Genomic DNA, 26,092 nt, shown 5'->3' with positions numbered 1-26,092 from the left:
GTAATTATGAAATCATTACTAACCTATTTTATAAAATATCCTGTTTGGGCTTATGTTGTAAAAATACTTATACTTCTGTTCGGTTTTCTTGCTCTTATGAATATGAAAACATCGTTTTTCTCAGAGCTTGACAGTAATATGATAAGTATAAGTATAATTTATCCGGGCGCTTCACCTGAAGAAATTGAACAGGGTGTGATACAAAAAATTGAAGACAATCTGAAAGGGATTCAGGGAATTGACCGTTATTCAAGCAATTCGAGAGAAAATATCGGAAGTATGGGTATTGAAGTCTTTCGCTCTTATAATACAGATGAAGTTTTGCTTGATGTCAAAAATGCAGTTGACCGAATCAATTCATTTCCTGTCGGAATGGAGCCACCGGTTGTTGCTAAAGCACCTGCAGTCGAATTTGCTATCAGTTTCGGAATTTTCGGAATTGATGATTTAAATTCTTTAAAATCAATTTCCAAACGAGTTGAAGATGATTTACGCTCGATTCCGGGTTTATCCCAAGTTACTATTAGTGGATATCCTGCTGAGAATATTGTTGCTTATGTCAATGAATTTGCAATGCGCAGCTACGATATAACCTTTGACGATATAACACGAGCATTAAGAACTGCCAATATTGAGCTTACTGCCGGCTCTGTAAAAACAGACGATGAAGAAATCCTAATCAGAATGAAGCAAAAGAACTATTACGCTGAAGGACTTCAGGATATCGTTGTAAAATCTATGCAGGACGGCAGATTAGTAAGATTACGTGATGTTGCAAGGATAGATAATTCATGGGAAGAATCTCCTAATAAAAGTTATATAAATGGAAAGCGTGCAGTAATTTTCAATGTTAACAAGATTAAAGGCGAAAATATTCTTGATATTACAGCCGCTGCAAAAAAATATGTTGAAGATTTTAATAAAAAAAATACTGATTATCAAGCTATAGTTATTGACGATTTTACTGAATCGCTAACCAAACGAATTGATACACTACTCACAAACGGTAGTCAGGGTGCAATACTTGTTATATTGGGTCTTGCACTGTTTCTGAATTTAAGATTAGCTTTATGGGTAGCTTTGAGTATACCATTCTCATTTATGGGAATGTTTTTAATCGGATATATGACAGGTATTACAATTAATGTCATTTCATTATTCGGTTGTATTGTAGTAGTTGGTATTCTTGTTGATGATGGGGTTGTAATCGCCGAGCAGATATATCAAAATTACGAAAAAGGTATGAAGCCCTTCAAGGCGGCTATTAATGGTGTTATGGAGGTTTTGCCTTCAGTAGTATTTTCAGTCCTGACTACTGTGGCAATGTTTACACCATTTTTCTTTATGGATGGTCGCTCCGGTGCCGGAATGAAAGATATGGGTTTTGTGGTAATTTTTGCTTTGATATTTTCGCTCATCGAAGCTGCTCTCATTCTGCCTGCTCACCTGGCACACTCTAAAGCATTGAGGGAAAGAAAGCATAATAAAATCAGACTTTTTCTCGATAGTTTACTCACTTACCCACGAGACGTCCTTTATAAAAAGTCACTTAATTTTTTAATTGACCATAAATTAATTGCTCTGGCAATAATGTTTTCCTTGACAATTATTACAGTCGGTGGATTTGCAGGTGGTCATATTAAATTTACATTTTTTCCTTTTATAGACGGCGATAATTTTGAAGTAAAATTATCTTTACCTGCGGGTACCCGAGAGGGAATCACTGAAGAAATTGCTGACAGAATAGAACGGGCTGTCTGGGAGGTTAATGAAGAGCTCACAGCAAACAGAGAAGACAAGAAACAAGTAATTACTACTGTTGTAAAAAATATTGGTACCGGTCCCGCTTCATTCCGTGGTCCAATGGGAGTTGTTAGTGATGCCGGAAATTCCAATGATGCGACTTTAAAGGTAATTCTTCTAAATGGTGAGGAAAGAAATCTGGAGTCTTTCAAAATATCAAATTTGATTCGGGAAAAAGTCGGTCCTATTTACGAAGCTGAAACTTTGCTTTTCGGAGGAGGCTCAATATTCGGCAAGGCAATATCAATTTCGCTTCTCAGTCCCGACCTTGAAGATCTTGATGCTGTCAAGAATTACCTAAAAGATGAATTATCAAATATAAGTGAAATTGCAAATGTTTCTGATAACGATGTTCTTGGGCTTAGAGAAATAAATATTAAACTCAAAGAGAAAGCATTTTTGTTAGGACTTAGCAATTTTGAAGTTGCCCGTCAAGTCAGACAGGGTTTCTTTGGTGACGAAGTCCAAAGACTTCAGAGAGGCAACGACGAAATCAAAGTTTGGGTAAAATATTCTCCGGAAGATCGCTCAACTATCCGTAATTGGGAGGATATGAGAATTAAGCTGCCAAATGGCAACAGCTATCCTTTGACTGAAATTGCAGATTACTCAATTAAGCGTGGTAAAACAGTAATAAATCATATTGACGGAAAGCGGGAAATAACTATCGAAGCTGATATGGTTGACCAAAATGCCGAAGTTCCACCTGTGCTTGAGAGAATTAATACTGAATTCCTTATGCCGGTTTTAGCTAAATACCCAAGTGTATCCCAAACTGAATCAGGTCAAAAGAGGGAAGTAATGAAAATGGCAAGCACAGCAAGAACAGGTCTTAGTATAGCATTTATTATGATGTTCTTTTTAATAGTTTTAAGTTTCAGGTCATTTTCTCAGGCATTCATTGTTTTGGCATTGCTTCCGCTTGGAATAATCGGAGCTGTATGGGGACATTATTTTCAAAGCACTCCTGTCAATATTATGTCAATATACGGAATGATTGCTTTAATTGGTGTAATTGTAAATAATTCAATTGTTTATATAAATACTTTCAACGGTTATCTCAAAGCCGGCATGTCCTACAGGGAAGCTCTCGTTGGTTCTGGAATAAACAGGTTTAGACCAATATTACTTACAACAGGAACTACGGTTTTAGGGCTTTTGCCACTGCTTGCCGAAAAAAGTCTTCAGGCAAAATTTCTCATTCCAATGGCGATATCTGTAGCCTACGGACTTATGATAGGTTCATTTTTCGTATTGGTATTTTTACCGGTATTACTTGTATTTCTCAATGATTTCAAGCGACTTGCAGCGTGGATTTGGACTGGCAAAAAGCCCGAAAGAGAGGAGCTTGAACCGGCTGTAAAAGAAGAATTGAGAATTAAATATTATTTGGATTAATAAATTATGAGACATTTAATTTTAATTATATTATTGATTTTATTCTTTGGAAATGCATTTTCGCAGGGAAATATTACATTGAAAGAAGCTGTGGAAAAGGCACTTTTAAATAATTATTCGATACGAATTGCTCAAACAAGCAATCAAATTGCAAAGAATAATGTAGCACCCGGAAATGCAGGAATGCTTCCGAAAGTTGATTTAGTAGCAGGATACAATTATGCAAATACAGATTTGTATTTAGTTCTGCTGACAGGTCAAAGAATAGAGCAAGCTGGAAATGTAGCCAAAACTGTAAATGGTGGAGTTCAGCTTTCGTGGACAATTTTAGACGATATGGGTATGTTTATTTCCTATGAGCGACTGAAAACATTGAAATCCAGAAGCGATGTAGAATTGAAAATATCTGTGGAGAATACTGTTAAAGAGATTGCACGAACATATTATAATTCTCTTCTACTCAAAAAAAATCTCGATGTTATGAATGAAAGTATAGAATTGAGCTATCGCAGAATGAAAAGAATTGAGGACAGAAAAGAATACGGCGCTTCGAATTCTTTGGAACTTTTGCGGGCAAAGGTTGATTTGAATACCGATAGCACAAATTACAAAAGAACTGAATTGAATTACAAAAATTCTTTGAGAATGTTAATTTATCTTATGGGCGAAAAAGTCAGCGGCAGCGGGTATGATATTGGTGCAGATATTGAATTTTATCAGGAAAAATCTATAGAAGATTTAAGAAATTTAGCTCAGAAATCAAATAATTCAATCCTACAGGCACTCAAGAATAAGGAAATTACTGAGTTGGATTATGAGCTGATAAAGACAAACTATATGCCAAAAGTCAATCTGACTGCTTCATACTCATACAATCGAACTGATGCTGATGCAGGGTTTCTTTTGGTTAATCAAAACTACGGACTTGGCACCGGGGTAAATTTATCCTGGAATATCTTTGATGGCATGAGAACAAATATTCAAGCTCAAAATACTAAACTAATGTCTGAGATGAATTCTATTTCAATTGAAATGCTTCGTAATCAAATAGATATGGCTGTCATCAATAACTATGAAGCACTTGTGGAAAAGAAAGCAATTTTGGATATGGATATTGCCAATTTGGGTGCTGCTGAACTTAATTATCAACGCAGTTTGGATTTATTCGACTTAGGCCAAATAACTTCGCTCGAACTTCGGGAGGCACAGCTAAATTTAAACCGTTCTAAAATGCGAATTAACGAATCAATGTTGGATGCAAAATTAAGCGAAATTGAATTAAATATTTTAACCGGAACTTTGAATTATTGATTATAAAAAACGAAATACTCAGAAAGTCAGTATAATTATCGTAGAGAATAATTGAAAAAAGTTTTTTTGGTTTTGGGTAATTATTAATCATCAATTGAAACCAAGCGATATACTCTGTATATTGATCCTATTTAAACTCTTTCAGATTTTAAAATATAACAAAAGATGAATCACAATAAGTACTGATGTAACTTAACTGTGAATATTTGCCCAAAAACAGAACCTTGACCTTATATCTATTTCAAGTTACTTATTCTGCTTTGCATTTTCATATCATTTTATTTCTAATACTTATAACATTGCAAACTGCACGAGCACTGCTTTAAAACTTTGTGGAAAACTTCTAACTAATTTTATCAAAATATTAGCCAAATTTTTTCTACTTTTATAATATTGAATTCAGCAAAAATGATAATAAAAAATCTAAAATGTCAAACTTCGTACATCTACATAATCACACTCATTATTCGCTTCTTGATGCAGCAGCGACACCTGAAGAATTGGTCAAAGCAGCCGCAGAAAATTCACAGCCGGCTGTAGCACTGACTGACCACGGCGTTATGTTCGGCACTGTGGAATTTTACAATATGGCTAAGAAATATAATGTCAAGCCTTTATTGGGGATGGAAGCATACATTGCTAATGGCTCCAGATTTGATAAGAATGCCGACAGAAAATCTCCCGGTGGTAAAAAAAGAAATTATTTTCATATCCTTTTTATTGCAAAAAACAATGTTGGTTATAGAAACCTAATGAAGCTTACTTCTTATGCACATACCGAAGGTTTTTATTACAGGCCTAGAATTGATAAAGAACTACTTGAGAAATATCACGAAGGGCTGATTTGTTCTACTGCATGCATGGGTAGCATGGTAAATGCTCATATCATAGATGGCGATTATGAACGTGCATACTCTGAAGCTAAGTATTATAAAGATTTATTTGGAGATGACTTTTACATAGAGCTTCAGAATCATAATCTTGAAAATGACCCCATAATTCTTGAAAAAGCACCCAAAATTGCCGGTGAGCTTGGCATTAAGATGATATGTTCTAATGATATTCATTATTTGAAACCTAATCATGCTTATGCCCATAATGTTTTACTAAATATCCGCGATGCATCAGGCACTGATAAAATTGATTTACTCAAACTTCGATACGGCACACCTGAATATTATTTCAAGTCAACGGAACAAATGATTGATCTTTTTGGAAAGTATCCGGGAGCTATCGAAAATACTCTCGAAATAGCAGACAAATGTGATGTAAAGCTTGACACTAAAACAATTATGCCTGATTTCCCAATACCAGCAGAATCAAAATCCGAAAATCTTGAAGAGTATCTTAAAGAACTTACTTATAAGGGGCTTTATACAAAATATGACAATGTGACTGATGAAATTATTGAAAGGGTCGAGTACGAGCTTGGCGTTATTAATTCAATGGGCTTTCCGGGTTATTTTCTGATTGTATGGGATTTCATTGATGCGGCTAAGCGACTTGGTTGTAGTGTCGGACCCGGTAGAGGATCTGCTGTTGGTAGCATAGTTGCATATTGTCTTGGTATAACGAATATTGACCCACTTCCATACGATTTGCTGTTTGAGAGATTTCTGAATCCTGAAAGATATACAATGCCCGATATTGATATTGATTTTAATGATGAAAAACGTGAACTTGTAATCAATTATGTAAAATATAAATACGGTGAAGAAGCTGTAGCACAAATTATTACTTTCGGAAAACTTTCAAGCAAAGCTGTATTGACTGATGTAGGAAGAGTTTTAGGTATTGAGCTGAACACTATAAAAAATATCACTAAGAAAATTCCGGTAGAGCAGGGAAAAGTAAAACCCCTCAAAGATGCGATATTGCTACCTGATCTAAAATGGGTCAGTGAGTCAAATGATGATAGAATCAAAGAATTAATAAATTATTCCCTTCTGCTTGAGGGCAAATTCAGACATACAGGAATTCACGCAGCCGGAGTTGTTATAACTCCGGGTGATATTACTGATTATGTTCCGGTCTATCAGTCACCGTCAAAAGGAAAAGATGGTCCTTCAGAAATAGCAACACAATACAGTATGGGCGACCTGGAGTCAATTGGTCTGTTAAAAATGGATTTTCTCGGACTTAGAACTCTATCAATAATTGATAATACTCTCGAGATGATTCAAAGAAACCATAACAAAAAAATTGACATTGATAAAATTGATTTTCTTGACAAGAAAACCTATGACTTAATATCCAATGGGGAAACCCTCGGTATATTTCAGTTTGAATCAGGTGGTATGCAGGAATACCTTAAACAGCTCAAGCCTCATAATCTCGAAGAGTTAACAGCAATGAATGCCCTTTATCGTCCTGGTCCAATGGCGAACATACCGGATTTCATTGACAGAAAACACGGTCGTAAGCCGGTTGAATATCTTCATCCACTAATGGAAAAGCCACTAAAGGCTACTTACGGAATCATTGTTTATCAGGAACAAGTGATGCAGCTTGTTCAGATAATCGGCGATTTTACTCTTGGACAAGCAGACATTCTCAGGCGAGCAATGGGTAAGAAGAAAGAATCCGAAATGGATAAGATGAAACCTGCATTCATTGAAGGTGCAGCTAAAAAAGGTATAAGTGAAAAGCTCGCATTAGAAATATTTGATTTAATTTATAAATTTGCTAATTATGGTTTTAATAAATCGCACTCAGTAGCTTACTCATATATCGCTTTTCAGACTGCATGGCTTAAAACATATTATCCTGCAGAATTTTTAGCTGCAAATATGACTGCAGAATTGAATTCACAGGAAAAAATAGTCAGACTCGTATATGAAGCCAAAAAATATGGGTTGAAAGTGTATCCACCTGATGTTAACCGCTCATTTGCAAAATTTACAGCTGAAGGCGATACTATTTATTTTGGTCTTGCAGGTATCAAAAATGTAGGTATTGCTGCTGTTGATAGTATTGTTGAAATTAGAGAAAGCAAACCTTTCAAATCATTCTTTGATTTCATAGCAAGAGTAAATAGTCATTTAGTCAACAAAAGGACACTCGAAGCACTTGTTTTGTCTGGGGCTTTTGATTTAATTGAAAACGGAAAGCGGAGAGCTTTATTCGAATCAATAGATGTTGCCCTGAATTTCGGTAAAAAGATGCAGGGAGACGACAGCAGTTTTACCGATAGCTTATTTTTAGGTGAGGTTGATGATTCAATTATTTCAGAGCCTTCAGTACCGGATGTTACTGAATGGGACGAAAGAGAAAGACTTGAACGCGAAAAAGAAATACTGAATTTCTATGTTAGCGGACATCCTTTGAATGAATATTCGCCTTTTGTCAGGTCTTTCTCAAATATTGATTTGACTTTAAGTGTTGACGATGCACCCTCAGAGATAAAAATATGCGGAATGCTTTCTGAATTACGCATAAGACGGGATAAGAAAGAAAATGAAATTGCATTTTGCTTTGTTGAAGATTTCAGCGGAAAAGCTGAACTGCTAATCTGGTCTGATACTTATTCAAAATTCAAACATTTAATTAAAGAAGATGCAATTGTCTATGTAAGTGGAAAACTTAGCGAAAAAGATGATGTTATCAAAATTGTAGTCAATGATATTCAGCCTGTTGATAATTTAATTAATTCAGGAATCAAAGGTTACAAATTGTGGATAAATCTTGATGAAAACGACCTTTCAAACCTCGAAACTGTTAAGAAGGATTTGCTTAATTCAAATGGAAAAACCGTCAGACTAAAATGCTACGTTTCAAGCAAAGACAAAACTGTAAAGAAAACATATTATTCAATGGATGCAAATTTACCGCTTGATATGCATACAACTCAAATGCTTTGCAAATTATTTGGTAATCACAGAGTGCAATTTGAATTGTAATATCATATAATATATTGATATTTAATTCGTTACTTCAATAATAATATATGAGCATTATCAGAGTTATATTGTGTATAATATTTCCACCTTTAGCAGTTATTGATAAAGGATGTGGTTCCATAATTATTGTAACTCTCCTTACAATAGCGGGTTGGATTCCTGGAGTAATAGGAGCATTAGTGATAGTAAATCGTGATTAAATAATGTAATTATGCACAAAATATTTTTTTATTTCGTAAAAAAGTGTTATTTTTAAAGTTCGTAATTCTGCAAAATTTTTTATTTGGAGTAGTAATAAATGATTACTAAAGATCAAAAGTTAGAAGCAATAAAAAGATTTGGTACAAGCGGTGCTGACACCGGTCGTTCCGAAGTACAGATTTCAATGCTGACTACACGCATTAATTATCTGACAGGACACCTTGATACGCACAAAAAAGACCACCATGGCCGCCGCGGTCTCATTAAGCTTGTTTCAAAGCGTCGAAGATTGCTTACCTACCTTGCCAATAACGACATAACACGCTATCGTGAAGTGTTGGTGGCATTGTCACTAAGAAAGTAATAAACAAATATCATTTAATGAGTAAGCGGCGTTTCTGACGCCGTTTTTTGTTTGAAATTTAATGTAATAATGAAGAAGTAATATGCAACACAAAAAAGTTTCGATTAATTTCGACGGTAAAGAATACTCACTTGAAGTGGGTAAATTCGCAAAATTCGCAAATGGTGCCGTAATGGTAAGATGCGAAGATACAATGGTTTTAGTAACTGCGACAGCCGCCGAAACGCCGAAGACAGATATTGACTTCCTGCCATTGCAGGTGGAATATCGCGAAAAAACATCAGCCGCAGGTAAAATCCCGGGTGGTTTTCTCAAAAGAGAAGGTAGACCTACTGACAAAGAAGTACTTTCAGCCAGATTGATTGACAGACCTATTCGTCCACTCATTCCTAAAGGCTGGACTTACGAGACACAACTTATTGCTAATGTATTCTCTGCCGATCCCGGAGTAGATCCTGATACGCTTGGCGCTGTAGGAGCTTCTGCCGCTTTACTCATTTCCGATATACCATTCAACGGACCAATTTCTGAAGTAAAGGTCGGAAGAATTGATGGTGAATTTGTTGCAAATCCATCTTATGAATTATTAAAACTTTCAGATATTGATATTACTGTAGCCGGAAGTGATTCCGCCATTTTAATGGTTGAAGGTGAATCGAAAGAAATTTCTGAAGGAGAATTTATTGCTGCTTTGGAATTCGGTCATAATAAAGTCAAAGAATTAAATGCATTACAAAGAATGTTAATCGAAGATGGTGCTCCGGTTAAGCGCGAATTAATAATTGATTCAATACCTGAAGGAATTGAAGAACTGATACAGAATGAAATTCATGAAGTACTTCATTCTTATGTGCATAATGTTTCGACCAAAGAAGAACGCAATGAGCAACGCTCCGCTATTTTAGAACAAGCTCTTGTAAAAGCTACTGAAGTTCACGGCGAAAATGAAGAATGGGCACCCAGACTTGAAAAAATTACCGGAAAAATCGTAAGCAGTCTCGAGAAAAAATATATGAGAAATATGATTCTCGAAGAAGGCAAACGTCTTGACGGAAGAACAACCCGCGACATCAGACCGATTGCCTGCGAAGTTGGATTACTACCAAGAAATCACGGCTCTGCATTATTTACAAGAGGTGAAACTCAGAGTCTGACATCTGTTACATTAGGTACAAACCGTGATGAACAGATGATTGAAGGCTTACTGCCTATGTACACTGAGCGTTTCCTCCTGCATTACAATTTCCCGCCATTTTCGACCGGTGAAGTTGGCAGAATGGGAGTTAGCAGACGTGAAGTTGGTCATGGAAATCTTGCATGGAGAGCTTTGAAAGGAATGATGCCCGAAGCAACTGAATTCCCTTATACAATACGTATCGTTTCAGATATACTTGAATCAAACGGCTCATCATCTATGGCTACTGTCTGTGCAGGTACTCTTGCATTATTCGATGCCGGCGTACCACTTAAAAAGCCGGTTGCCGGAATTGCAATGGGCTTGATAAAAGAAGATGAAAAAGTAGCTGTGCTCAGCGATATTCTTGGTGATGAAGATTTTCTAGGCGATATGGACTTCAAAGTTACAGGTACTGCTGACGGTATTACAGCTTGTCAAATGGATATCAAAATAGAAGGCCTTTCAACAAGTATCATGGCTGAGGCTCTTGAGCAGGCTCTTAAAGGCAGAATGCATATACTCGGTATAATGAACGAAACATTAAATGCCCAACGTGAAGACATTTCCGAATTCGCTCCTAGATTTACATCTATTCAAATTCCACAAGATACAATTGGTGCAGTAATTGGCAGCGGTGGTGAGACTATTCGCGGCATCTGTAAGGATTATGGAGTGGAAATCAATATCGAAGATGATGGTACTGTGCTTGTTGCTTCTGCAAGTAAAGAAGCAAGCGAACAGGCAATTGCTGTTATCAGAGGTCTGACCAAAAAACCACAGGAAGGTGAAATATATATGGCAACCGTCAAAGAAGTTCGCGAAGGACTTGGTGCTCTGATGGAATTTTTGCCAAAAACTCAAGGTTTACTTCACATTTCTCAAGTAGCTCACGAGAGAATTGAAAATGTTTCCGATGTTGTAAAAGCAGGTGATAAATTCGAAGTAAAATTACTTGAAATTACACGTGACGGAAAATACAGACTAAGTCGCAAGGCACTTCTTGAACGTCCTGCCGGTATGCCGGAAGAAAGAGAATGGACTCCAAGACCTGATTCTGACAATCGTGACAGAGACAGAAACGACCGTGGCAGAAATGACAGAGGCGGTCGCGACCGTGACAGAAGAGGCGACAGAAGGTAAACTGATATGAAATCTGTGCTTATTGTAGGAGGTGGTATTGCCGGAATAACAGCGGCATTTAATCTCTCTAAAGCAGGATTTCAGGTCAAAATTTTTGAAGCTGTAAATAATTTAGGGGGCAGGTTAACTGCCCTTTTTGATTCTAAATCTGGCGATATGATTGATAATGGTCAGCATGCGCTTATGACGGCATATCATACTTTCCTTGAGCTGATTAAAGAATGCGATACTCTAAATTTACTCAATATCCAAAAATCTCTTGAAGTTGTTTATTATGATACAAATCAAAATAAATCCAGACTTTTTGCAGGTTTTCTTCCCGGAAAAGCAGGATTTATTCTTGGTTTTCTTATGCTTGGCGGTTTGAGTATAAATTCAAAAATTAATATCATAAAACTAATTCGCAAAATCGAGAATAATCAAATTAATGATATTGAAAATTTGACTTGCCTGAGTTTTCTTAAAAAATACAATCAAACTGATGAAGCTATAATAAGATTTTGGGAACCTTTCATTATTGCAACGATGAACTGTCCGATTAAAATAGCATCGGCAGAAATTTTGGTTAAAATACTTAAACGTGCTTTCATAGAAAACCTTGATAACTCAAAATTAATTCTCCCAAAATCAGATTTTAAATATTTATTGGAGCCCTTAATAAATAAACTAAAATCGCAAGGTGTAGAAATATTTACCTCGAAAAAGATTGATAAAATTTATTTTTCAAATGAATCAACTCTTTCAGTGACAACCACAAACGGAGAAAATTATCAGGCAGATTATATCATTTCAGCATTACAGCCATTTTCACTTTTTAAAATTTTACCTGAAGAGCTGAAACCTTCATTTGCCTATCTTGAAAAGTTTAAATACTCTCCAATATTATCTGCATATATTTGGACTGATGTGGAAATTTTTTCAGAGGATTTCATATCGGCTTTAGGAACAGATATTCAATGGATATTTAACCGTAACAAATTAATTAAAGAAGGGCTTTCAAAAACTTATCCATTCTCATATTCTATCACAGTCAGTTCGGCATTTGAATTATCAAAATTAAAACAGGGCGAAGTAATTGAAATGATCACTGAGGATATAAAAAAGCTGTTTCCTGATTTTTCTCAGAGTAACATATTACATTATCGAATTATTACCGAAAAATTTGCTACTTTTATAGCAGATCCTGAGTCTGAAAAAATTCGACCTTTTGCTAAAACTCACATTAATAATTTTTTCCTCGCAGGTGACTGGACAAATACCAAACTACCTGCTACAATTGAAGGTGCATCACTAAGCGGAAAAATTGCTGCAGAAATGATAATTGACAATCTTAATATATCTTAACAGATATTTTCACATCATTTGAACGACCTCTGTCATCAATACAAGTAATGGAATATTTACCACTAACTTCAGGTTTCCAAATTGTAGATTGATTAGAATTAGTACTTTCAAGGAACTTACCGTTTACAAACCAATATGATTTGCCTGCATCCTTATCCAGACCTGCTTTAAGAGGAATTCCATCATTAGAATCTTTCTCCAGAATATACTCTGAATTTTTAAGTGGGCTTGTAATTAATGGATTCATACCCGGCTGGAAGGCAGTGCAATCAGGATTATGAGGAGGTATAAATTGCGTTTTGAAATTAATTGAATTATAATATAATTTTAGTTCAATCGGATAAATTTCGTAGATTTGTGATTTGATATTCTCGGATGGCATGCAATCCGAACAGTATGAAATTCTCTCATCATTTGATACCCAAATTTTCACAAGATGATCAGTTTTCTTGCTTAATGATACTTCAGGTATATAATAATCAGTCGTGATTTTATCAGATAATTCTGAAGGTAAAAGTCCGGTTACAGCATCAACCAAACGCTCATCAATATTTGATGGTTTGCTAAAAATTTGTTCAGTAACCTGATGCGGAAGTGTGCTAAATAATTCAAAAAGCATCGGAACAGCAATGTCAGCTCCCGAAATCATAGAATTCGGCTTTCCTGAGAAGTTGCCTGTCCAAACCCCAAGAGTGTATAATTTATTGTAACCAATAGCCCAGCCATCTCTCCGCCCCTGAGATGTACCTGTTTTCCATGCGATTTTCGGCAAACCTTTCTTAGTTCTGAAGTGTGCCGGCATATCAGGTCTTGAATGTTTGGTGAGAATTTCGCTGATCAGGTATGCCGCTTCAGGACTTATCAACCTTTTAGGCTTTATATTGCTTTTTGATAAGGTGTAATAAGATTTTCTGAAAAACCCGTCAGAAGCAAGTGATGAGTATGCATTACAAAGCTCTTCAAGCGTTACACCGCCTCCACCCAAAATTAATGATAAACCCAATTTTCGTCTAAATTTTGAAATTGATTTAAACTCAAATTGAGTCCTTTGATTGATATAATTTGATAAGCCATATTCATTCAGAAGATTTACAGCAGGAACATTCAATGATAATGCCAATGCGGATTCAGCTGTTACTCTTCCTCTGAAAAGTCCGTCAAAATTATCGGGAGAATATTCAGAGTTTAAAATTGGGACATCTAATAGAGAAAGCTTGGGTGTAATCATGCCTTTATCCACTGCGAAAGCATAGAGGAAAGGTTTAAGTGTACTACCGGGAGATCGAATTGATGTCACACCGTCAACCTGCCCTGAATATTCGGAGTTGAAATCATTTGAGCCTATATATGCTAATACTTCGCCTGTAGAATTATCTATAAGGTAGGCACTTGCATTCATTATACCAAATCTAGCAATTTCCGTGACATATCCTTTGATAATATCTTCAAATCTTGATTGAATAGTATAATTGATAGTTGTTTCAATATTCCTTCTTGCCGCAAATTCTTTAGCAGCTCTGAAACTTAGATGCCTTGCCAAAACAGGTGATTGTAGCTTTTCCGGTTTTATGAATTCATTTATAGCGTCGTCAACAATATCTGCAGAAAATAGTTTATTAGACTTATGTTTTTTAAGTAGATTATTTTTTTCTGTGTTTATTGAATTCCCCTCAATTTTGATATTTAATTTATTGGGATTATTTGGTATGACCGCAAGCCCTGTAGCCTGAGCAAGACTAAGTTTATCCGGATTCCTGCCAAAATATAAGACCGAAGCGGCTCCAACACCCTCAATATTACTTCCAAAAGGAATTTTGTTTAAATAAATTTCTAATATATCATCCTTTGAATAATGAAGTTCAAGTTGAAAAGCTCTGAAAATTTCAATAATTTTATTTATATATGTTCTTTTTTTAGGTTCAAGAAGTCTGGCAGTTTGCATTGTTATTGTCGAGGCACCTGATGTGATTTTACCACTTTTCAAATTATTAGAAAATGACCTTATAATGGAAACAGGATTTACACCTGCATGATAATAAAAGTATTTATCTTCTTTGAAAATGATACTCTTTTTGAAATATTCGGATATTTCATTTGTTTTGAAGTAATAACGCCATTTATCATCACTGCTTAAAAATGATGAAAGAATAATTCCTTCTCTCGACTTTATAGTCTTTGAGTATTTGATAGTTGTATCAACAGGAAAAATTTTGTCAAGAACCAAAAAAGAACAAATCATTACTCCAATTGTAATAAAAAAAAATCTGAGTAATAATTTTATCTTAATTTTCATCGTATAATTACCAAAGATTTAGTACAACTCTTCCTACTTGTTCACCTTTTAAAATATTATCAATTTCATCATTGATTTTATCTAAAGTCACAATTTTGTAAGTATCATTAAGTTTATGAAATTTCCAATCTCCTGCTAATTTTTCCCAAAGAATTTTCCGTAATTCCATCGGTCTTGAAGCTGAGTCAATACCTGCGAGTATTATTCCACGAAGTAAAAAAGGATATACAGTGCTTGTAAATTTGTCGCCTGCAACATTTCCAAGTACACATATACACCCATGCTGACCTATAGATTTGATAACAGTTGCAAGAGTATTTCCACCAACATTATCAACCGCTCCAATCCATTTTCCTGAAAGTAGTGGTCTTCCGGAATTATCGTCAATCATCTCTCTTGAAATAATTTCTGTTGCTCCTAAGGATTTTAAAAAATCGTGATGCTCTGCTTTCCCTGTTGATGCAGTAACTTCATAGCCTAAATTTGCGAGCAACCCTACAGCCATCGAGCCGACTCCTCCTGTTGCACCGGTAACAAGAATTTTGCCCTTTTCAGGTGTTATATCATGCTTTTGCAGTTCATAGATACAAATTGCGGCAGTAAATCCTGCCGTACCGTAAATCATAGATTCCTCAAGTGATAAGCCTTTAGGAAGCCTTACAGCCCAATCAGCCGGTACAACTATGTACTGTCCGAAACCACCATTTGTATTCATACCTAAGTCATAGCCAGTAACAATTACTTCATCACCACTTTTAAAAATATCTGATTTACTTTCAGCAATAATGCCGGCAGCATCAATTCCAGGGGTGTGAGGATAATTTCTTGATATTCCTTTGTGTCCACGGGCTGAGAGTGCATCTTTATAGTTCAGTGATGAATATTTTACCTTAATTAACAGATGATTTTCAGGTATGCTGCTGATTTCTTTTTCCTTTACTGAGCGAATGAATTTGCCATCTTCAATTTCTTCAACTACTAATGCTTGAAATTTAATCATATTAACTAATCCTTATAAAATTTTAATCATCAAATAATGCTAATGAAGCAAAAGATACTGCTGATTTAGTCTGAGTTTCATTCCACTGAGCATAATCAAGGAATTCGCATCTTTTGAAATCCTTAAGACTCATCAGGCTGTATATAGGTGATGTTCCGCAAATTCTGTATTTGTCATTATCTTCAGAAATTTTACGAAAAAAGCGGTGTTTGTCTAAATTGGTCAATGCATCAATCAATATTTTGTCTTCATTTTTCAATGAATCAAGTATTGGCTCTGCATCATAATCATCACCGAACTTTCTGCCAATATGAGCAAAATCAACACTTGCTATAAATAATGCCTTTCTGCCGGATTCCTCAATTGCAAGTTTTAGCGAACTTATTAATTTTCTGAAATCTTCAGAACTTTCAGGTACAGAGTTGTAATAAACAAACTCACCAAAAGAACCAACAAGAATTGGAAGAACTGTAAAATTGCGATTTATAAAATAATACTGACTTAGCAGAATTTGATATTCAATCGAATGTTCAGGCTTATGTGCCAGGTCATTATATGGCAATTTATCACCTAAATGACTTTCCCAAAGTTCGAGAATATCAGTATCAGTTTTTGCAGTTCCAAGTGGAGTTTTATAGTTTTTCTTTGTCGGCATAAGTAAATCAGATGAATCATAGTGAGCTGTTCCAAGAACTACCAGTAAGTCGAAATCGGTTTCTCTTGCCGAATGATATCCTGATGAATAAATTTTACTGCAAATATCGCTTAGTTTTAAATCTATATGAGGTACTATGATTGCAGAGCTATTTGATTTGGATGATTCAGAATTTGTAGAATTGAAAATTTGAGCAAGAAAATTATTTAACTCACCGACATCTTCGGGATAAGAATTTTGAGCGCATACATAGGGTCTGTCAACAAGCTCAAAATACCCTTGGTCAATTTGACTTTTTTTGATTTTGAATGATGAGCTGTTTAAAAAACCCATTTCGTCGAGATCTTTAATATTTTGTAAGATTTGATTTAGAATCATTAAGTCATTAATTTTCAGTTTCTCACCCAAATCAGAATATTTTGTTTTGCCGCCGAGTGAAATTAAAAGATTATAAAACTCAATTGAAACGGCAATTTCATCTTCGGCATATCCATGATTGTCATTCATCAACACAAATCTTTGTCCATCCTCCTCCATCAAGAGGAGCTGTAAATTATTCCGAAGTGTGGGAATTAATTCCTCAGGCATTTCTGCTGCCCTTTTCATCATTCAAAATATCAGCATATTTTTTCTGTAGATTTTTGATTACAAACATAAATGCAAATCCCGATATAGCTAAAATAATTCCAAGAGAAAGCATCCAAATATTTTTAGTAATTACATATACAAACAAGAAAATAAATGCTGCAATTAATGATGAACCGGTTGTTACAACAATTGATTTTCTTAAATTTTCCTGAATGCTCAATGTTTTGGAAACATCAATATTTTTATATTCATTTAACATATAATATTACCTTAAGTCGAAGTTCAATGCAGTTCTTGCATCGGTTTTATCGTCACGGTATTTAACAATCACCGGAGTGGAAATTGATAAACCATTCTCTTTACCGAAATCTGAATTTATCGTCCTTGCTCCGGGCACCACAACCGCTGAAGGAGGAATCACAAGAGGATTATCGGGAGTTGAAGTAATCACAGTTTCATTAACCAAATCATAAACTTTTGTTGATGCAGTGAGAATAACACCTGAGCCTAAAACGGCTCTTTCCCGAACCATTACACCTTCATAAATGCCGCAATTACCACCAATCATAACGTTGTCTTCGATAATCACGGGTCTAGCCCCTGCCGGTTCGAGCACACCACCAACCTGTGCAGCAGCGGAAATATGCACATTTTTGCCAATCTGGGCGCAAGTGCCGACCAAAGCGTGAGAGTCTATCATCGAGCCTTTATCTACATAAGATCCAATATTTATATACATTGGAGGCATACAAATTACACCGGGAGCAATATAAGCACCCGAACGAATTCCGGAGCCACCGGGCACAATTCTTACACCATCATCAAGCGTGAAATCTCTTAAAGTCAGAGCCTCTTTGTCGAAGAATTTCATTGAGCCAAGGGACATATCCACCATACTGCTATATCTGAATATCAGCAATATACCTTGCTTTACCCATAAATTTACAGTCCAGTTTCCGTTTCCATCCGGCTCGGCAGCCCTGATTTCACCATTATTAAGACTATTGATAAAACTTTTGATTAGATACTCTATCTGAGGTTGTGACAACTCAGTTTGCTTGTTATAGAGTTTTTCGATTTGAGCAATTAATACTTCGTTATTCATATTCATTTTAATTAAAAAATATTAAAGACTATTTTTATTAAATTATGTTTTATTCAAAATGCAATATGGAATCAATAATATAATTTATGAAAAAAATAAAGTTATAATTTGAATATATCCGTAATTATACTTAATTTTGTAAGTTGTTTTCTACGTAATTTTGTTTTTTTTGATTATATCTTTTCCGGCACACAATATGAGCAAAAGATTAGTATTTTATATAATAGATGATTCCGAGCAGACTTCTGAAATTTTACAAAGTCTTATTACAAAAGTATTTCCAACAATGTATGTTAAACGCTTTAATGATGGCTTTTCAGCATATAAATCATTGGAGAAAGAAAAGCTTGATGCAGTAATAATTTGTGAGTATGATATTCAGGGTATTAATGGTCTTCAACTTCTAAAGAAAATCAGAAGTGTTGAAGGTCTTAGAGATACATATTTTATAATGATGTCTGCTAACACTGATCGCGAAATTCTCGTTAAGTCTGTTCAAACCGGCGTAGATGATTTTATGCAAAAACCGGTATCATTGGACCAGTTTATTTTAAAGCTCAAGAATACATCCAGGTTCTTAAACCTTCAAAATAAAAATGCCAAACTTGAAGAAGATTATAATAATTTATTAGCTGAATTCGAACCTTTAGCTCAAAGGCTACAGGAATTTTTTCAGTATATTCAATCTGTACGCACAGGTGAGAAGGATAGTGAAATTGCAAGAATAGTATCAGCTTGTAAGTTCATAGCCAAACAGCTTACAAATGATGAAGAAGAGATAGCTGCAATTATCAAAGCAGCCGAGCTATGTTATTTGCCTAAGGGCTTGTTCAGAGATAAGTATGTAGAAATGCCGGTTATGATAAATGGAATTGTTCAGAATCAAATTATGGCGAACTATGTTGAGTTTGTTGATAAGCTCTTTACAGGTTTTCGCGGTTTCGAAGATGTTCAGAAAATATTAAGAAGCGTTTATGAAAATTTCGATGGTTCGGGCATTCCTGAAAAAGTAAAGGCTTGGGCAATTCCTCTTGGCTCAAGAATTTTAAGAGCAGCTATTGATTTTGAATCTTATTATGCCAGGAACCCAAGGAATGTTGATAAAATTATTCCTTTGATGTGGGGCGAGATTAATCGTGTTTATGATTTCAGGGTACTGGCTTTTTACGAGCAATATCTTGGTTATCTCAACACCCTTTCAAATCAGGCAAAAAGAGCAACAGAAGCGGTTGTCAATCCTTTTGTTCTTTCCAAAGGAATGATAACTTCAAGAAGCATAGTTACAGTGTCCGGATTAAAACTTTTAAACGAGGGTGCAAAACTTGACGATGATGCAATCAAAAAAATTCAGGAAGCTAAATCGGCTGAGGCATATTTGGGGCATATTTTTATTAAAATTGAATCAATACCAATATCCCCCTCCAAGTAATTATTTACATTACAAATCAATACTATTGCACATTCAGCGTTACTATTTTTTTAAAGTATCCATAACTAAATGCTAAATATATTTGCTTTTGTTGGAAGGAAAGTATTAAATTTTTTCCGTGAATTTGGTCAGATTATATTACTTGCAGCCAGAGTCACCAGATATTTTCCGCGTGTTATTAAGGACAGAAAACTTGTAATTGACCAGATGGCAATTGTCGGTTCTGATTCCCTTCCACTTGTGATATTAATCGGATCATTTACCGGTGCTATTGCTGCACTTCAAGCAACAAACCTTTTTGATAAATTTAATTTAGTAGGCATTGCCAAGCCATTTATAGGCAGTTCAATTGCTACAGTGGTATTTACCGAACTTACTCCTGTATTGACTGCACTTGTAATAGCCGGCAGAGTAGGCGCCTCAATGGCTGCACAGCTTGGTACGATGCAAGTTACCGAGCAGATTGATGCAATCGAAATGATGGCTATTGACAGAAATCGTTATCTCGGTATGCCACGAGCAATTGCAACTTTGATTATGATGCCTGTGCTTGCTGTTTTTTCAAATGTGGTTGCACTTATTGGCGGTTATGTGCTGACATCAATTAAATTTGACTTCAGTTTTTGGATATTTTTTGATTCTGTGCAGCGATTTTTCGCTGTTGAGGATATTATGCTTGGATTGACTAAATCACTGGTGTTTGGAAGTGTTACAGCTTTAATTGGTGTCCATGTAGGTTTTTCTACTACGGGTGGTGCTGAAGGTGTTGGTAAAAGTACTGTACGTTCCTTTACTCTTTCTGCAGCTGCAATACTGATTATTGATGCCTTATTCGGATATCTTTGGTAACTTTAATTATTTATTGATTAAAAAAATCAAATACACTATTAAATAATAACGATAATATTTTTTATTTAATTATTTTTTTAGTAATTTTACATAATTATTTTTACCCATAATAACAAAGAATATTAAAATGAAATTTTTATACATATTTTTATTATGTCTTTTGAGTTTTACTCTGGTAAATGCTCAGGACGGACTTCCTTCAGCCCAAAGAGCAAAAGAACCAACTTCATTTCTTGAAGTCCCTCAAATTTTGAAAACGCGTGTAGAAGTATTTTTTGGACAGCTTATGAAAGATGATGTCAAAAAAGCTTATGACAATATTCTTTCTTCAAGTCCGATAAGTCGCCAAAAAGCAGATTTAGATAATCTTCATTCTCAAACCAACAGAGCATTTAATATTTACGGTAAGTTGAGCGGTTATGAGGCTGTAAGCGCAGAAATAGCTACTTCATCTTACATCAGATTGAGATATCTTGGTCTTCACGGAAATTTTCCTGTGAGATGGATATTCACTTTTTATAAATCCCCAGAAAAAGATTGGATTGTAACTAATATTAAATTTGATGACTTAAGCGAGTATTTTTTCAAAGGAGATTAAGTAATAAAAACAGCAAGACAAGTTAAAACATCTTGCTGTTTTTTTATTTATCAGGATTTAATTTTTCCGGAAAATGCATTAAAGCCTTTAGATATTGCAGAGATTAATCTTGATGCAGCATTTAATGAAGGCATAACTTTTACAAATGCTGATTGTATGACAGTTTCCATAGGTTCTATTAAATCAACAATTTTGCTTCCGGTTTGATGCAATGAATTAATAGATGAAGTTATTTGAATGCTCATATCATTAAAATTATCAATTGAGCCTAAAATTTTTGTGCTGATTACATTTATTCCTGTTAGGGTTGTGCTCAGTTCAGATTTAAGCTCAATAACAGACTCAAGTGCTAAATTTGTTCTGGACTTGATTTCCTCAAAATCTCGTGTCAACTTGTCTATTTTTTTGTCAGCATTTTCAACGGTTTGTTTCATTTGTGATAAAGCCGAAACTGCTACAAACGCCAAAAAAATAAATGAAAGGAGTGCAATTATGCCTAATACTTGAATTGCAATAATCATTATAAACCAACTCCTTATAGGGTTAATATTCAAAAAAATAGCTGCATCTTAATAAAATAATTTTAGATTAGTCAACATTGAGCGAAGAAGAAATACGACTTGTAGCAGAATTTGTCTTCGCTCATTTTGACTAAAAAATCGAAAGAGCAGTCTTACAGAAATTAATTATGAATTAAGCTCTTCTTTGAAAGCATCGCCACCGGCTTTAGCCGCATCTCTAATATGGTCAATACGATTCTGAATTTGCTCTTTAGTTTGCGAAGCTTTAAATCTTGCATCTTTCAATACATTTTCAGCATCGTGAAGCAAACCTTCAGCTTTAGTTTTGGCGCTATCATAAATTGTTGAAGCCTTATTTCTACCTTCACTGACCATATTTGCAACATCTTCTTCAACATGTTTAAAATAGTCCTGAGCTTTGTCATACAAGTCAACTGATGTGTCAGCTATATCCTTGCGAAGTTCTGCACCTGTTTTAGGAGCCATAAGCAATGCAGCTATTGCACCTGCTAACCCGCCTGCAACTGCACCGATAATAAAACCGCGTGCGAAATTTCCTTGTTCATTTGAATTTGTCATATCTAAATCCTCCATTACCATTGTTCTTGAATATAAATCGGTTTGTCCTGTGCCCTCAGTATCATTTCTGAAAACTCTCTGACTGCACCGTAACCGCCTTTTTTACTACATATTATATCAGCTGTTTTTAAAATAACCTCTACTGCATCCGATGGGCAAGCCGAAACTCCAACAAGTTTCATTATATGCTCATCATTGACATCATCACCTATAAATGCAATTTCATCAAGAGAAATTTGTGTATCAGCGGATATCTGCCTGATTGCAGATGATTTATCCTTCGAACCCAATATAACATGTCCGATTGATAATTTTTTTGCTCTAGCTGATACTATAGCTGAATTTTCGCTTGTGATAATTGCGGTTTTGATACCTGCCTTATGAAGAAGCGTGATACCCATACCATCGCGTGTTGTAAATCTTTTAAGCTCTTCGCCATTTTGGGAGTAATACATAGCAGAATCTGTCAATGTACCATCTACGTCCATAGCAAGAAGTTTAATCTTTGATAATTTTTGCGATATAAGGGCGTCTTTAACCATTTATAAAATTAACTGAAAATTATTTCTTATTTTAGCACACAACTAATTATATAAAAGTATTAGACTTAAAATTATTGGATGGAAAATTGGTAAAACATGATTATATTAACATTAAAATCAAAATATTGGAAGAATACTTTGATTTATCCATGGCTGTATTTCAGGATTATGACTTTTGCGGTATCGAAGAAGGCATTGATGAACTTACAGTTACATTTGATATAGCAGAATTTGAAAAGCTTGATACAGATGATATTCTAAATTCACTGAATGAATTGGGTATCGAATCTGAAATAATATCAATTGAAAAAATTTCCGATAAAAACTGGAACGAAGAATGGGAGCGGCACGTTCAACCTGTTATTGTGTCAGAAAAAATTGTTATAACCCCGACTCATCACGCTAGTGAATTTAATAATGAAATCAAAATCATAATTGACCCGAAAATGAGTTTCGGTACAGGTCACCATACAACGACAAGATTAATGTGTAAACTAATGGAAAATCTTGTCATGCCCGGCTCTGACTGGATTGATGTCGGAACTGGTACGGGTGTTCTTGCAATACTTGCATCAAAGCTCGGCGCTAAAAGCATTTATGCTTTTGATAATAATGAATGGTCTATAGAAAATGCTGTTGAAAATATCGAAAAAAATAATGTCAAAAGTAATATTAGCCTTGAACTTGCTGATATTGATTCTTCTAACCTGTATGATACTAATGGTATAGCTGCAAATATATTTTTAAATTTGGCTGTACCATCATTAGAAAAATTCAAAAAATCTATCGAAAAGCATGATGGAGATTTGTTGATTTCCGGCATTATGATTTATGATGAAAAAATTCTATTAAAAGAAGCTGAAAAGCACAATTTAAAGCTTATAAATAAACTTACTGAAGATGAATGGGCTGCATTCCACTTCAAAATTGGAGACAAAAATGATTGAGAGAGTTGCCGGAATTGATATTGGAACAAATACTGTATTGATGCTTATTGCTGAATATCAAAATAAAAGAATAAAAAAAATTAAAGAAAATTTTGCTGTGGCAAGATTAGGAGAATCACTGGATAAAACCGGTATAATAAGTGAAAATGCAATTGAAAGAACGGCAGAAATTCTTGCAGAAAATAAACAAATCTGTGATAAGCTGAATGTAAAAAAAATACTTGCAGTCGGTACATCAGCACTTCGAGATGCTCAAAATTCAAATCAGGCAATCAAAGCTCTGAATAAATCTCTTGGAACAGAGATTCAGGTGATTCCCGGTATCAGAGAGGCTGAGCTTAGCTATTTGGGTACAGTAACTTGCGATAGTAAAGCACTTGTGATTGATATAGGTGGTGGCAGCACTGAACTAATTCTTGGTCAAAATCGAGCAATTCATGATAAATTCAGCCTTCAGATGGGAGCTGTGAGGATGACTGAGAGATTTTTTTCTTCTTCTCATCCTCCCGAAGATTCCAGTATCGAAATTGCTGAACAAGAACTTCTGTATATGCTTTCTGAAATAAAATCTTTCGAAAAAATTGAAAAAGTATATGCTGTGGCAGGAACCGCAACTACACTTGCAACAACTGCTCTTGGGCTTGCAGACCACGAAGTGGATAAAGTTGACCGGCATATCTTAACCGATGAAGAAATCGAACGAATTTTTGAACTGTATCATAGTTGTACAGTAGAGGATATAATTAAAAAATTCGGCGTTCATCCGAGAAGAGCCGACTTGATTCTTGCCGGATCACTTATTATGAGGACAATAGTAAGATATTTTAAAATACAGGAAATAGTTGTCAGCTCAAAAGGATTGAGATACGGCATCCTTGTAGATTATTTTAACAAACATTTCTGAAATTGACTTGAATTGATTATTTTTGTAGTTTATTCTAATTTACAAATTAAGAATTTATAAAGTTTATGATAGTAATGAAGTTTGGTGGCACATCAGTCAAAGATGCTGAAGCCATCAAAAGAACCGTATCAATAGTTAAATCACGCAGGAAGCAGTCAATTGTAGTTGTATCTGCATTTGCAGGCATTACTAATAGTCTGGTTGAGTTGATTGATTCTATCCATATGCATCAATATGATACCGCAAATGATATAATTGGTAGCATAAAAATGCGACATTTATTAGCTTCCGATGACTTAGGAATTACTATTAATGTAGCACATAAAATCAATACTGTCTGTGATAATTTGAGCAAAATAGTTTACGCTCTGGATATCATAGGCGAAGTTTCCTCCAAATCAAAGGATATGATTTTAGCATCGGGAGAGATTTTATCTTCTTTTATTGTAGCTGAATATGCAAAAAATATTATAGATAATGTAATTCATATTGATTCAGGGAAATTAATCCAAACTGACAGCAATTTCACAAATGCAGAAGTTGATATTGAACAGACAAACAAGCAGGTAAATAATTTTCTTGATAAAACATCAAAATTTGATGTAGCTATCTGCGGTGGATTCATTGCTGAAGATAAAAACGGTAATCAGACAACTCTCGGGCGAGGTGGATCTGATTACTCAGCAGCAATTATAGCTCAGTCGCTCGGAGCTGATGTTCTTGAAATATGGACAGATGTTGATGGAATATTGACTTCTGACCCAAGAATGATTCAAAATGCAATGCTTCTCCGGGAAATTTCATATCTGGAAGCTGCAGAACTTGCTTATTTTGGAGCCAAAGTACTGCATCCAAAGACAATTTATCCTGCAATTAATGCTAAAATTCCGGTTTATGTACTTAATTCATTCAAGCCGAATGGAAATGGAACCTTAATCACTGAAGATTCTCCATATTCTAATATCATTAAAGCAATTGCATTCAGAAAAAATATTACAATTATAAATGTTACTTCAAATCGAATGTTGGGAGCTTACGGTTTTTTGGCTAAAGTGTTTGATGTCTTTCTCTTGAATGAAACTTCTGTAGACCTGGTGACTACTTCTGAGGTAAGTATATCTCTTACAATTGATAATGATGGCAATCTTGATAATATTATAAAAGATTTAAGTCACTTTGCAACTACTGATGTTTACAAAGGAAGAGCAATAATTTCCGTGGTAGGCGAAGGAATAAGAGATACTGCAGGAATAGCTTCAAGGTTTTTTGTTGCTTTAAATGGTGTAAATATTTATATGATAAGTATGGGAGCTTCAGAAATCAATCTCAGTATTGTTGTTTCTGAAAAGGATTTAGAAAAATCAGTAAAACTACTTCACAAAGAATTTTTTGAAAATGAAAATCTACCTGATTTATTTGTTAAATTAAATGAGGATAATTAAATT

General features: G+C 34.9%; 21 protein-coding genes. 13 read left to right on the top strand and 8 right to left on the bottom strand.

Annotated elements, in window-relative coordinates:
• Nucleotides 1-6 precede the first annotated feature (6 nt).
• The 7 genes from KF896_13545 (at nucleotide 7) to hpnE (ending at nucleotide 12,637) form a co-directional block, all read left to right on the top strand.
• Nucleotides 7-3,201, top strand: a complete 3,195-nt coding sequence (locus KF896_13545; GenBank protein ID MBX3044733.1) for an efflux RND transporter permease subunit — start codon at nucleotides 7-9, stop codon at nucleotides 3,199-3,201.
• 6 nt (nucleotides 3,202-3,207) lie between these two features.
• The gene (locus KF896_13540) at nucleotides 3,208-4,512 is read left to right on the top strand and encodes a TolC family protein (GenBank protein ID MBX3044732.1); all 1,305 of its coding nucleotides are present in this window, start codon (nucleotides 3,208-3,210) and stop codon (nucleotides 4,510-4,512) included.
• A gap of 428 nt (nucleotides 4,513-4,940) precedes the next feature.
• Nucleotides 4,941-8,411 carry a DNA polymerase III subunit alpha gene (gene dnaE, locus KF896_13535; protein ID MBX3044731.1) on the top strand — a complete coding sequence of 1,157 codons (3,471 nt, stop codon included), beginning with the start codon at nucleotides 4,941-4,943 and terminating at the stop codon, nucleotides 8,409-8,411.
• Between the two features lie 47 nt (nucleotides 8,412-8,458).
• Entirely contained in the window at nucleotides 8,459-8,611 is a 153-nt protein-coding gene (locus tag KF896_13530) for a YqaE/Pmp3 family membrane protein (protein MBX3044730.1), read from the top strand.
• A 98-nt stretch (nucleotides 8,612-8,709) separates the two neighbouring features.
• Nucleotides 8,710-8,976, top strand: coding sequence for a 30S ribosomal protein S15 (gene rpsO / locus KF896_13525; protein MBX3044729.1), 267 nt, complete (start codon nucleotides 8,710-8,712; stop codon nucleotides 8,974-8,976).
• An 82-nt stretch (nucleotides 8,977-9,058) separates the two neighbouring features.
• On the top strand, nucleotides 9,059-11,293 hold the full coding sequence (pnp, locus tag KF896_13520) for a polyribonucleotide nucleotidyltransferase (GenBank protein MBX3044728.1): 2,235 nt from the start codon (nucleotides 9,059-9,061) through the stop codon (nucleotides 11,291-11,293).
• A 6-nt stretch (nucleotides 11,294-11,299) separates the two neighbouring features.
• Nucleotides 11,300-12,637, top strand: a complete 1,338-nt coding sequence (hpnE, locus tag KF896_13515) for a hydroxysqualene dehydroxylase HpnE (GenBank protein ID MBX3044727.1) — start codon at nucleotides 11,300-11,302, stop codon at nucleotides 12,635-12,637.
• Here the strand turns inward: hpnE and pbpC are convergent.
• From pbpC to KF896_13490, 5 genes are read right to left on the bottom strand one after another with little or no spacing between them, the layout of a single operon-like run.
• Complete coding sequence (gene pbpC, locus KF896_13510; GenBank protein MBX3044726.1) at nucleotides 12,624-14,930, bottom strand: penicillin-binding protein 1C; 2,307 nt, start codon at nucleotides 14,928-14,930, stop codon at nucleotides 12,624-12,626. The genes hpnE and pbpC overlap by 14 nt on opposite strands.
• Before the next feature lie 7 nt (nucleotides 14,931-14,937).
• On the bottom strand, nucleotides 14,938-15,930 hold the full coding sequence (locus KF896_13505; protein MBX3044725.1) for a YhdH/YhfP family quinone oxidoreductase: 993 nt from the start codon (nucleotides 15,928-15,930) through the stop codon (nucleotides 14,938-14,940).
• A 22-nt stretch (nucleotides 15,931-15,952) separates the two neighbouring features.
• Nucleotides 15,953-17,194 carry an AmmeMemoRadiSam system protein B gene (gene amrB, locus KF896_13500; protein MBX3044724.1) on the bottom strand — a complete coding sequence of 414 codons (1,242 nt, stop codon included), beginning with the start codon at nucleotides 17,192-17,194 and terminating at the stop codon, nucleotides 15,953-15,955.
• Nucleotides 17,166-17,432 carry a hypothetical protein gene (locus KF896_13495; protein MBX3044723.1) on the bottom strand — a complete coding sequence of 89 codons (267 nt, stop codon included), beginning with the start codon at nucleotides 17,430-17,432 and terminating at the stop codon, nucleotides 17,166-17,168. Before KF896_13495 ends, amrB begins: the two co-directional genes overlap by 29 nt.
• 6 nt (nucleotides 17,433-17,438) lie before the next feature.
• Complete coding sequence (locus KF896_13490; protein MBX3044722.1) at nucleotides 17,439-18,278, bottom strand: 2,3,4,5-tetrahydropyridine-2,6-dicarboxylate N-succinyltransferase; 840 nt, start codon at nucleotides 18,276-18,278, stop codon at nucleotides 17,439-17,441.
• A gap of 196 nt (nucleotides 18,279-18,474) precedes the next feature.
• Between KF896_13490 and KF896_13485 the strand changes: the two genes are divergently transcribed.
• The 3 genes from KF896_13485 to KF896_13475 all read left to right on the top strand — a co-directional run bounded on the left by KF896_13485 (nucleotide 18,475) and on the right by KF896_13475 (nucleotide 21,154).
• On the top strand, nucleotides 18,475-19,707 hold the full coding sequence (locus KF896_13485; protein MBX3044721.1) for a response regulator: 1,233 nt from the start codon (nucleotides 18,475-18,477) through the stop codon (nucleotides 19,705-19,707).
• 69 nt (nucleotides 19,708-19,776) lie between these two features.
• Nucleotides 19,777-20,556: an ABC transporter permease gene (locus KF896_13480; GenBank protein MBX3044720.1), complete on the top strand. Its 780-nt coding sequence runs from the start codon at nucleotides 19,777-19,779 to the stop codon at nucleotides 20,554-20,556.
• A 127-nt stretch (nucleotides 20,557-20,683) separates the two neighbouring features.
• Nucleotides 20,684-21,154: a hypothetical protein gene (locus KF896_13475; protein MBX3044719.1), complete on the top strand. Its 471-nt coding sequence runs from the start codon at nucleotides 20,684-20,686 to the stop codon at nucleotides 21,152-21,154.
• A 50-nt stretch (nucleotides 21,155-21,204) separates the two neighbouring features.
• On the opposite strand, the gene KF896_13470 is transcribed toward KF896_13475, so the two are convergent.
• From KF896_13470 to KF896_13460, 3 genes are all read right to left on the bottom strand, one after another.
• Complete coding sequence (locus KF896_13470; GenBank protein MBX3044718.1) at nucleotides 21,205-21,675, bottom strand: hypothetical protein; 471 nt, start codon at nucleotides 21,673-21,675, stop codon at nucleotides 21,205-21,207.
• A gap of 165 nt (nucleotides 21,676-21,840) precedes the next feature.
• Complete coding sequence (locus KF896_13465; protein MBX3044717.1) at nucleotides 21,841-22,254, bottom strand: YtxH domain-containing protein; 414 nt, start codon at nucleotides 22,252-22,254, stop codon at nucleotides 21,841-21,843.
• Nucleotides 22,255-22,268: 14 nt separating this feature from the next.
• Nucleotides 22,269-22,796, bottom strand: a complete 528-nt coding sequence (locus tag KF896_13460; protein MBX3044716.1) for an HAD-IIIA family hydrolase — start codon at nucleotides 22,794-22,796, stop codon at nucleotides 22,269-22,271.
• An 86-nt stretch (nucleotides 22,797-22,882) separates the two neighbouring features.
• Between KF896_13460 and prmA the strand changes: the two genes are divergently transcribed.
• The 3 genes from prmA to lysC all read left to right on the top strand — a co-directional run bounded on the left by prmA (nucleotide 22,883) and on the right by lysC (nucleotide 26,089).
• Nucleotides 22,883-23,743, top strand: a complete 861-nt coding sequence (prmA, locus tag KF896_13455) for a 50S ribosomal protein L11 methyltransferase (protein MBX3044715.1) — start codon at nucleotides 22,883-22,885, stop codon at nucleotides 23,741-23,743.
• Nucleotides 23,736-24,647 carry a hypothetical protein gene (locus KF896_13450; GenBank protein MBX3044714.1) on the top strand — a complete coding sequence of 304 codons (912 nt, stop codon included), beginning with the start codon at nucleotides 23,736-23,738 and terminating at the stop codon, nucleotides 24,645-24,647. Before prmA ends, KF896_13450 begins: the two co-directional genes overlap by 8 nt.
• Before the next feature lie 65 nt (nucleotides 24,648-24,712).
• A complete protein-coding gene (gene lysC / locus KF896_13445; GenBank protein ID MBX3044713.1) occupies nucleotides 24,713-26,089 on the top strand; it encodes a lysine-sensitive aspartokinase 3 in 1,377 nt (458 codons plus the stop codon).
• Nucleotides 26,090-26,092: the final 3 nt, after the last annotated feature.

This window comes from Ignavibacteriota bacterium, assembly GCA_019637995.1.
Taxonomy (GTDB): domain Bacteria; phylum Bacteroidota; class Ignavibacteria; order Kapaibacteriales; family UBA2268; genus JANJTB01.
The sequence above is the reverse complement of the archived record's forward strand: the minus strand, read 5'-3'. Positions and strand labels throughout refer to the sequence as shown.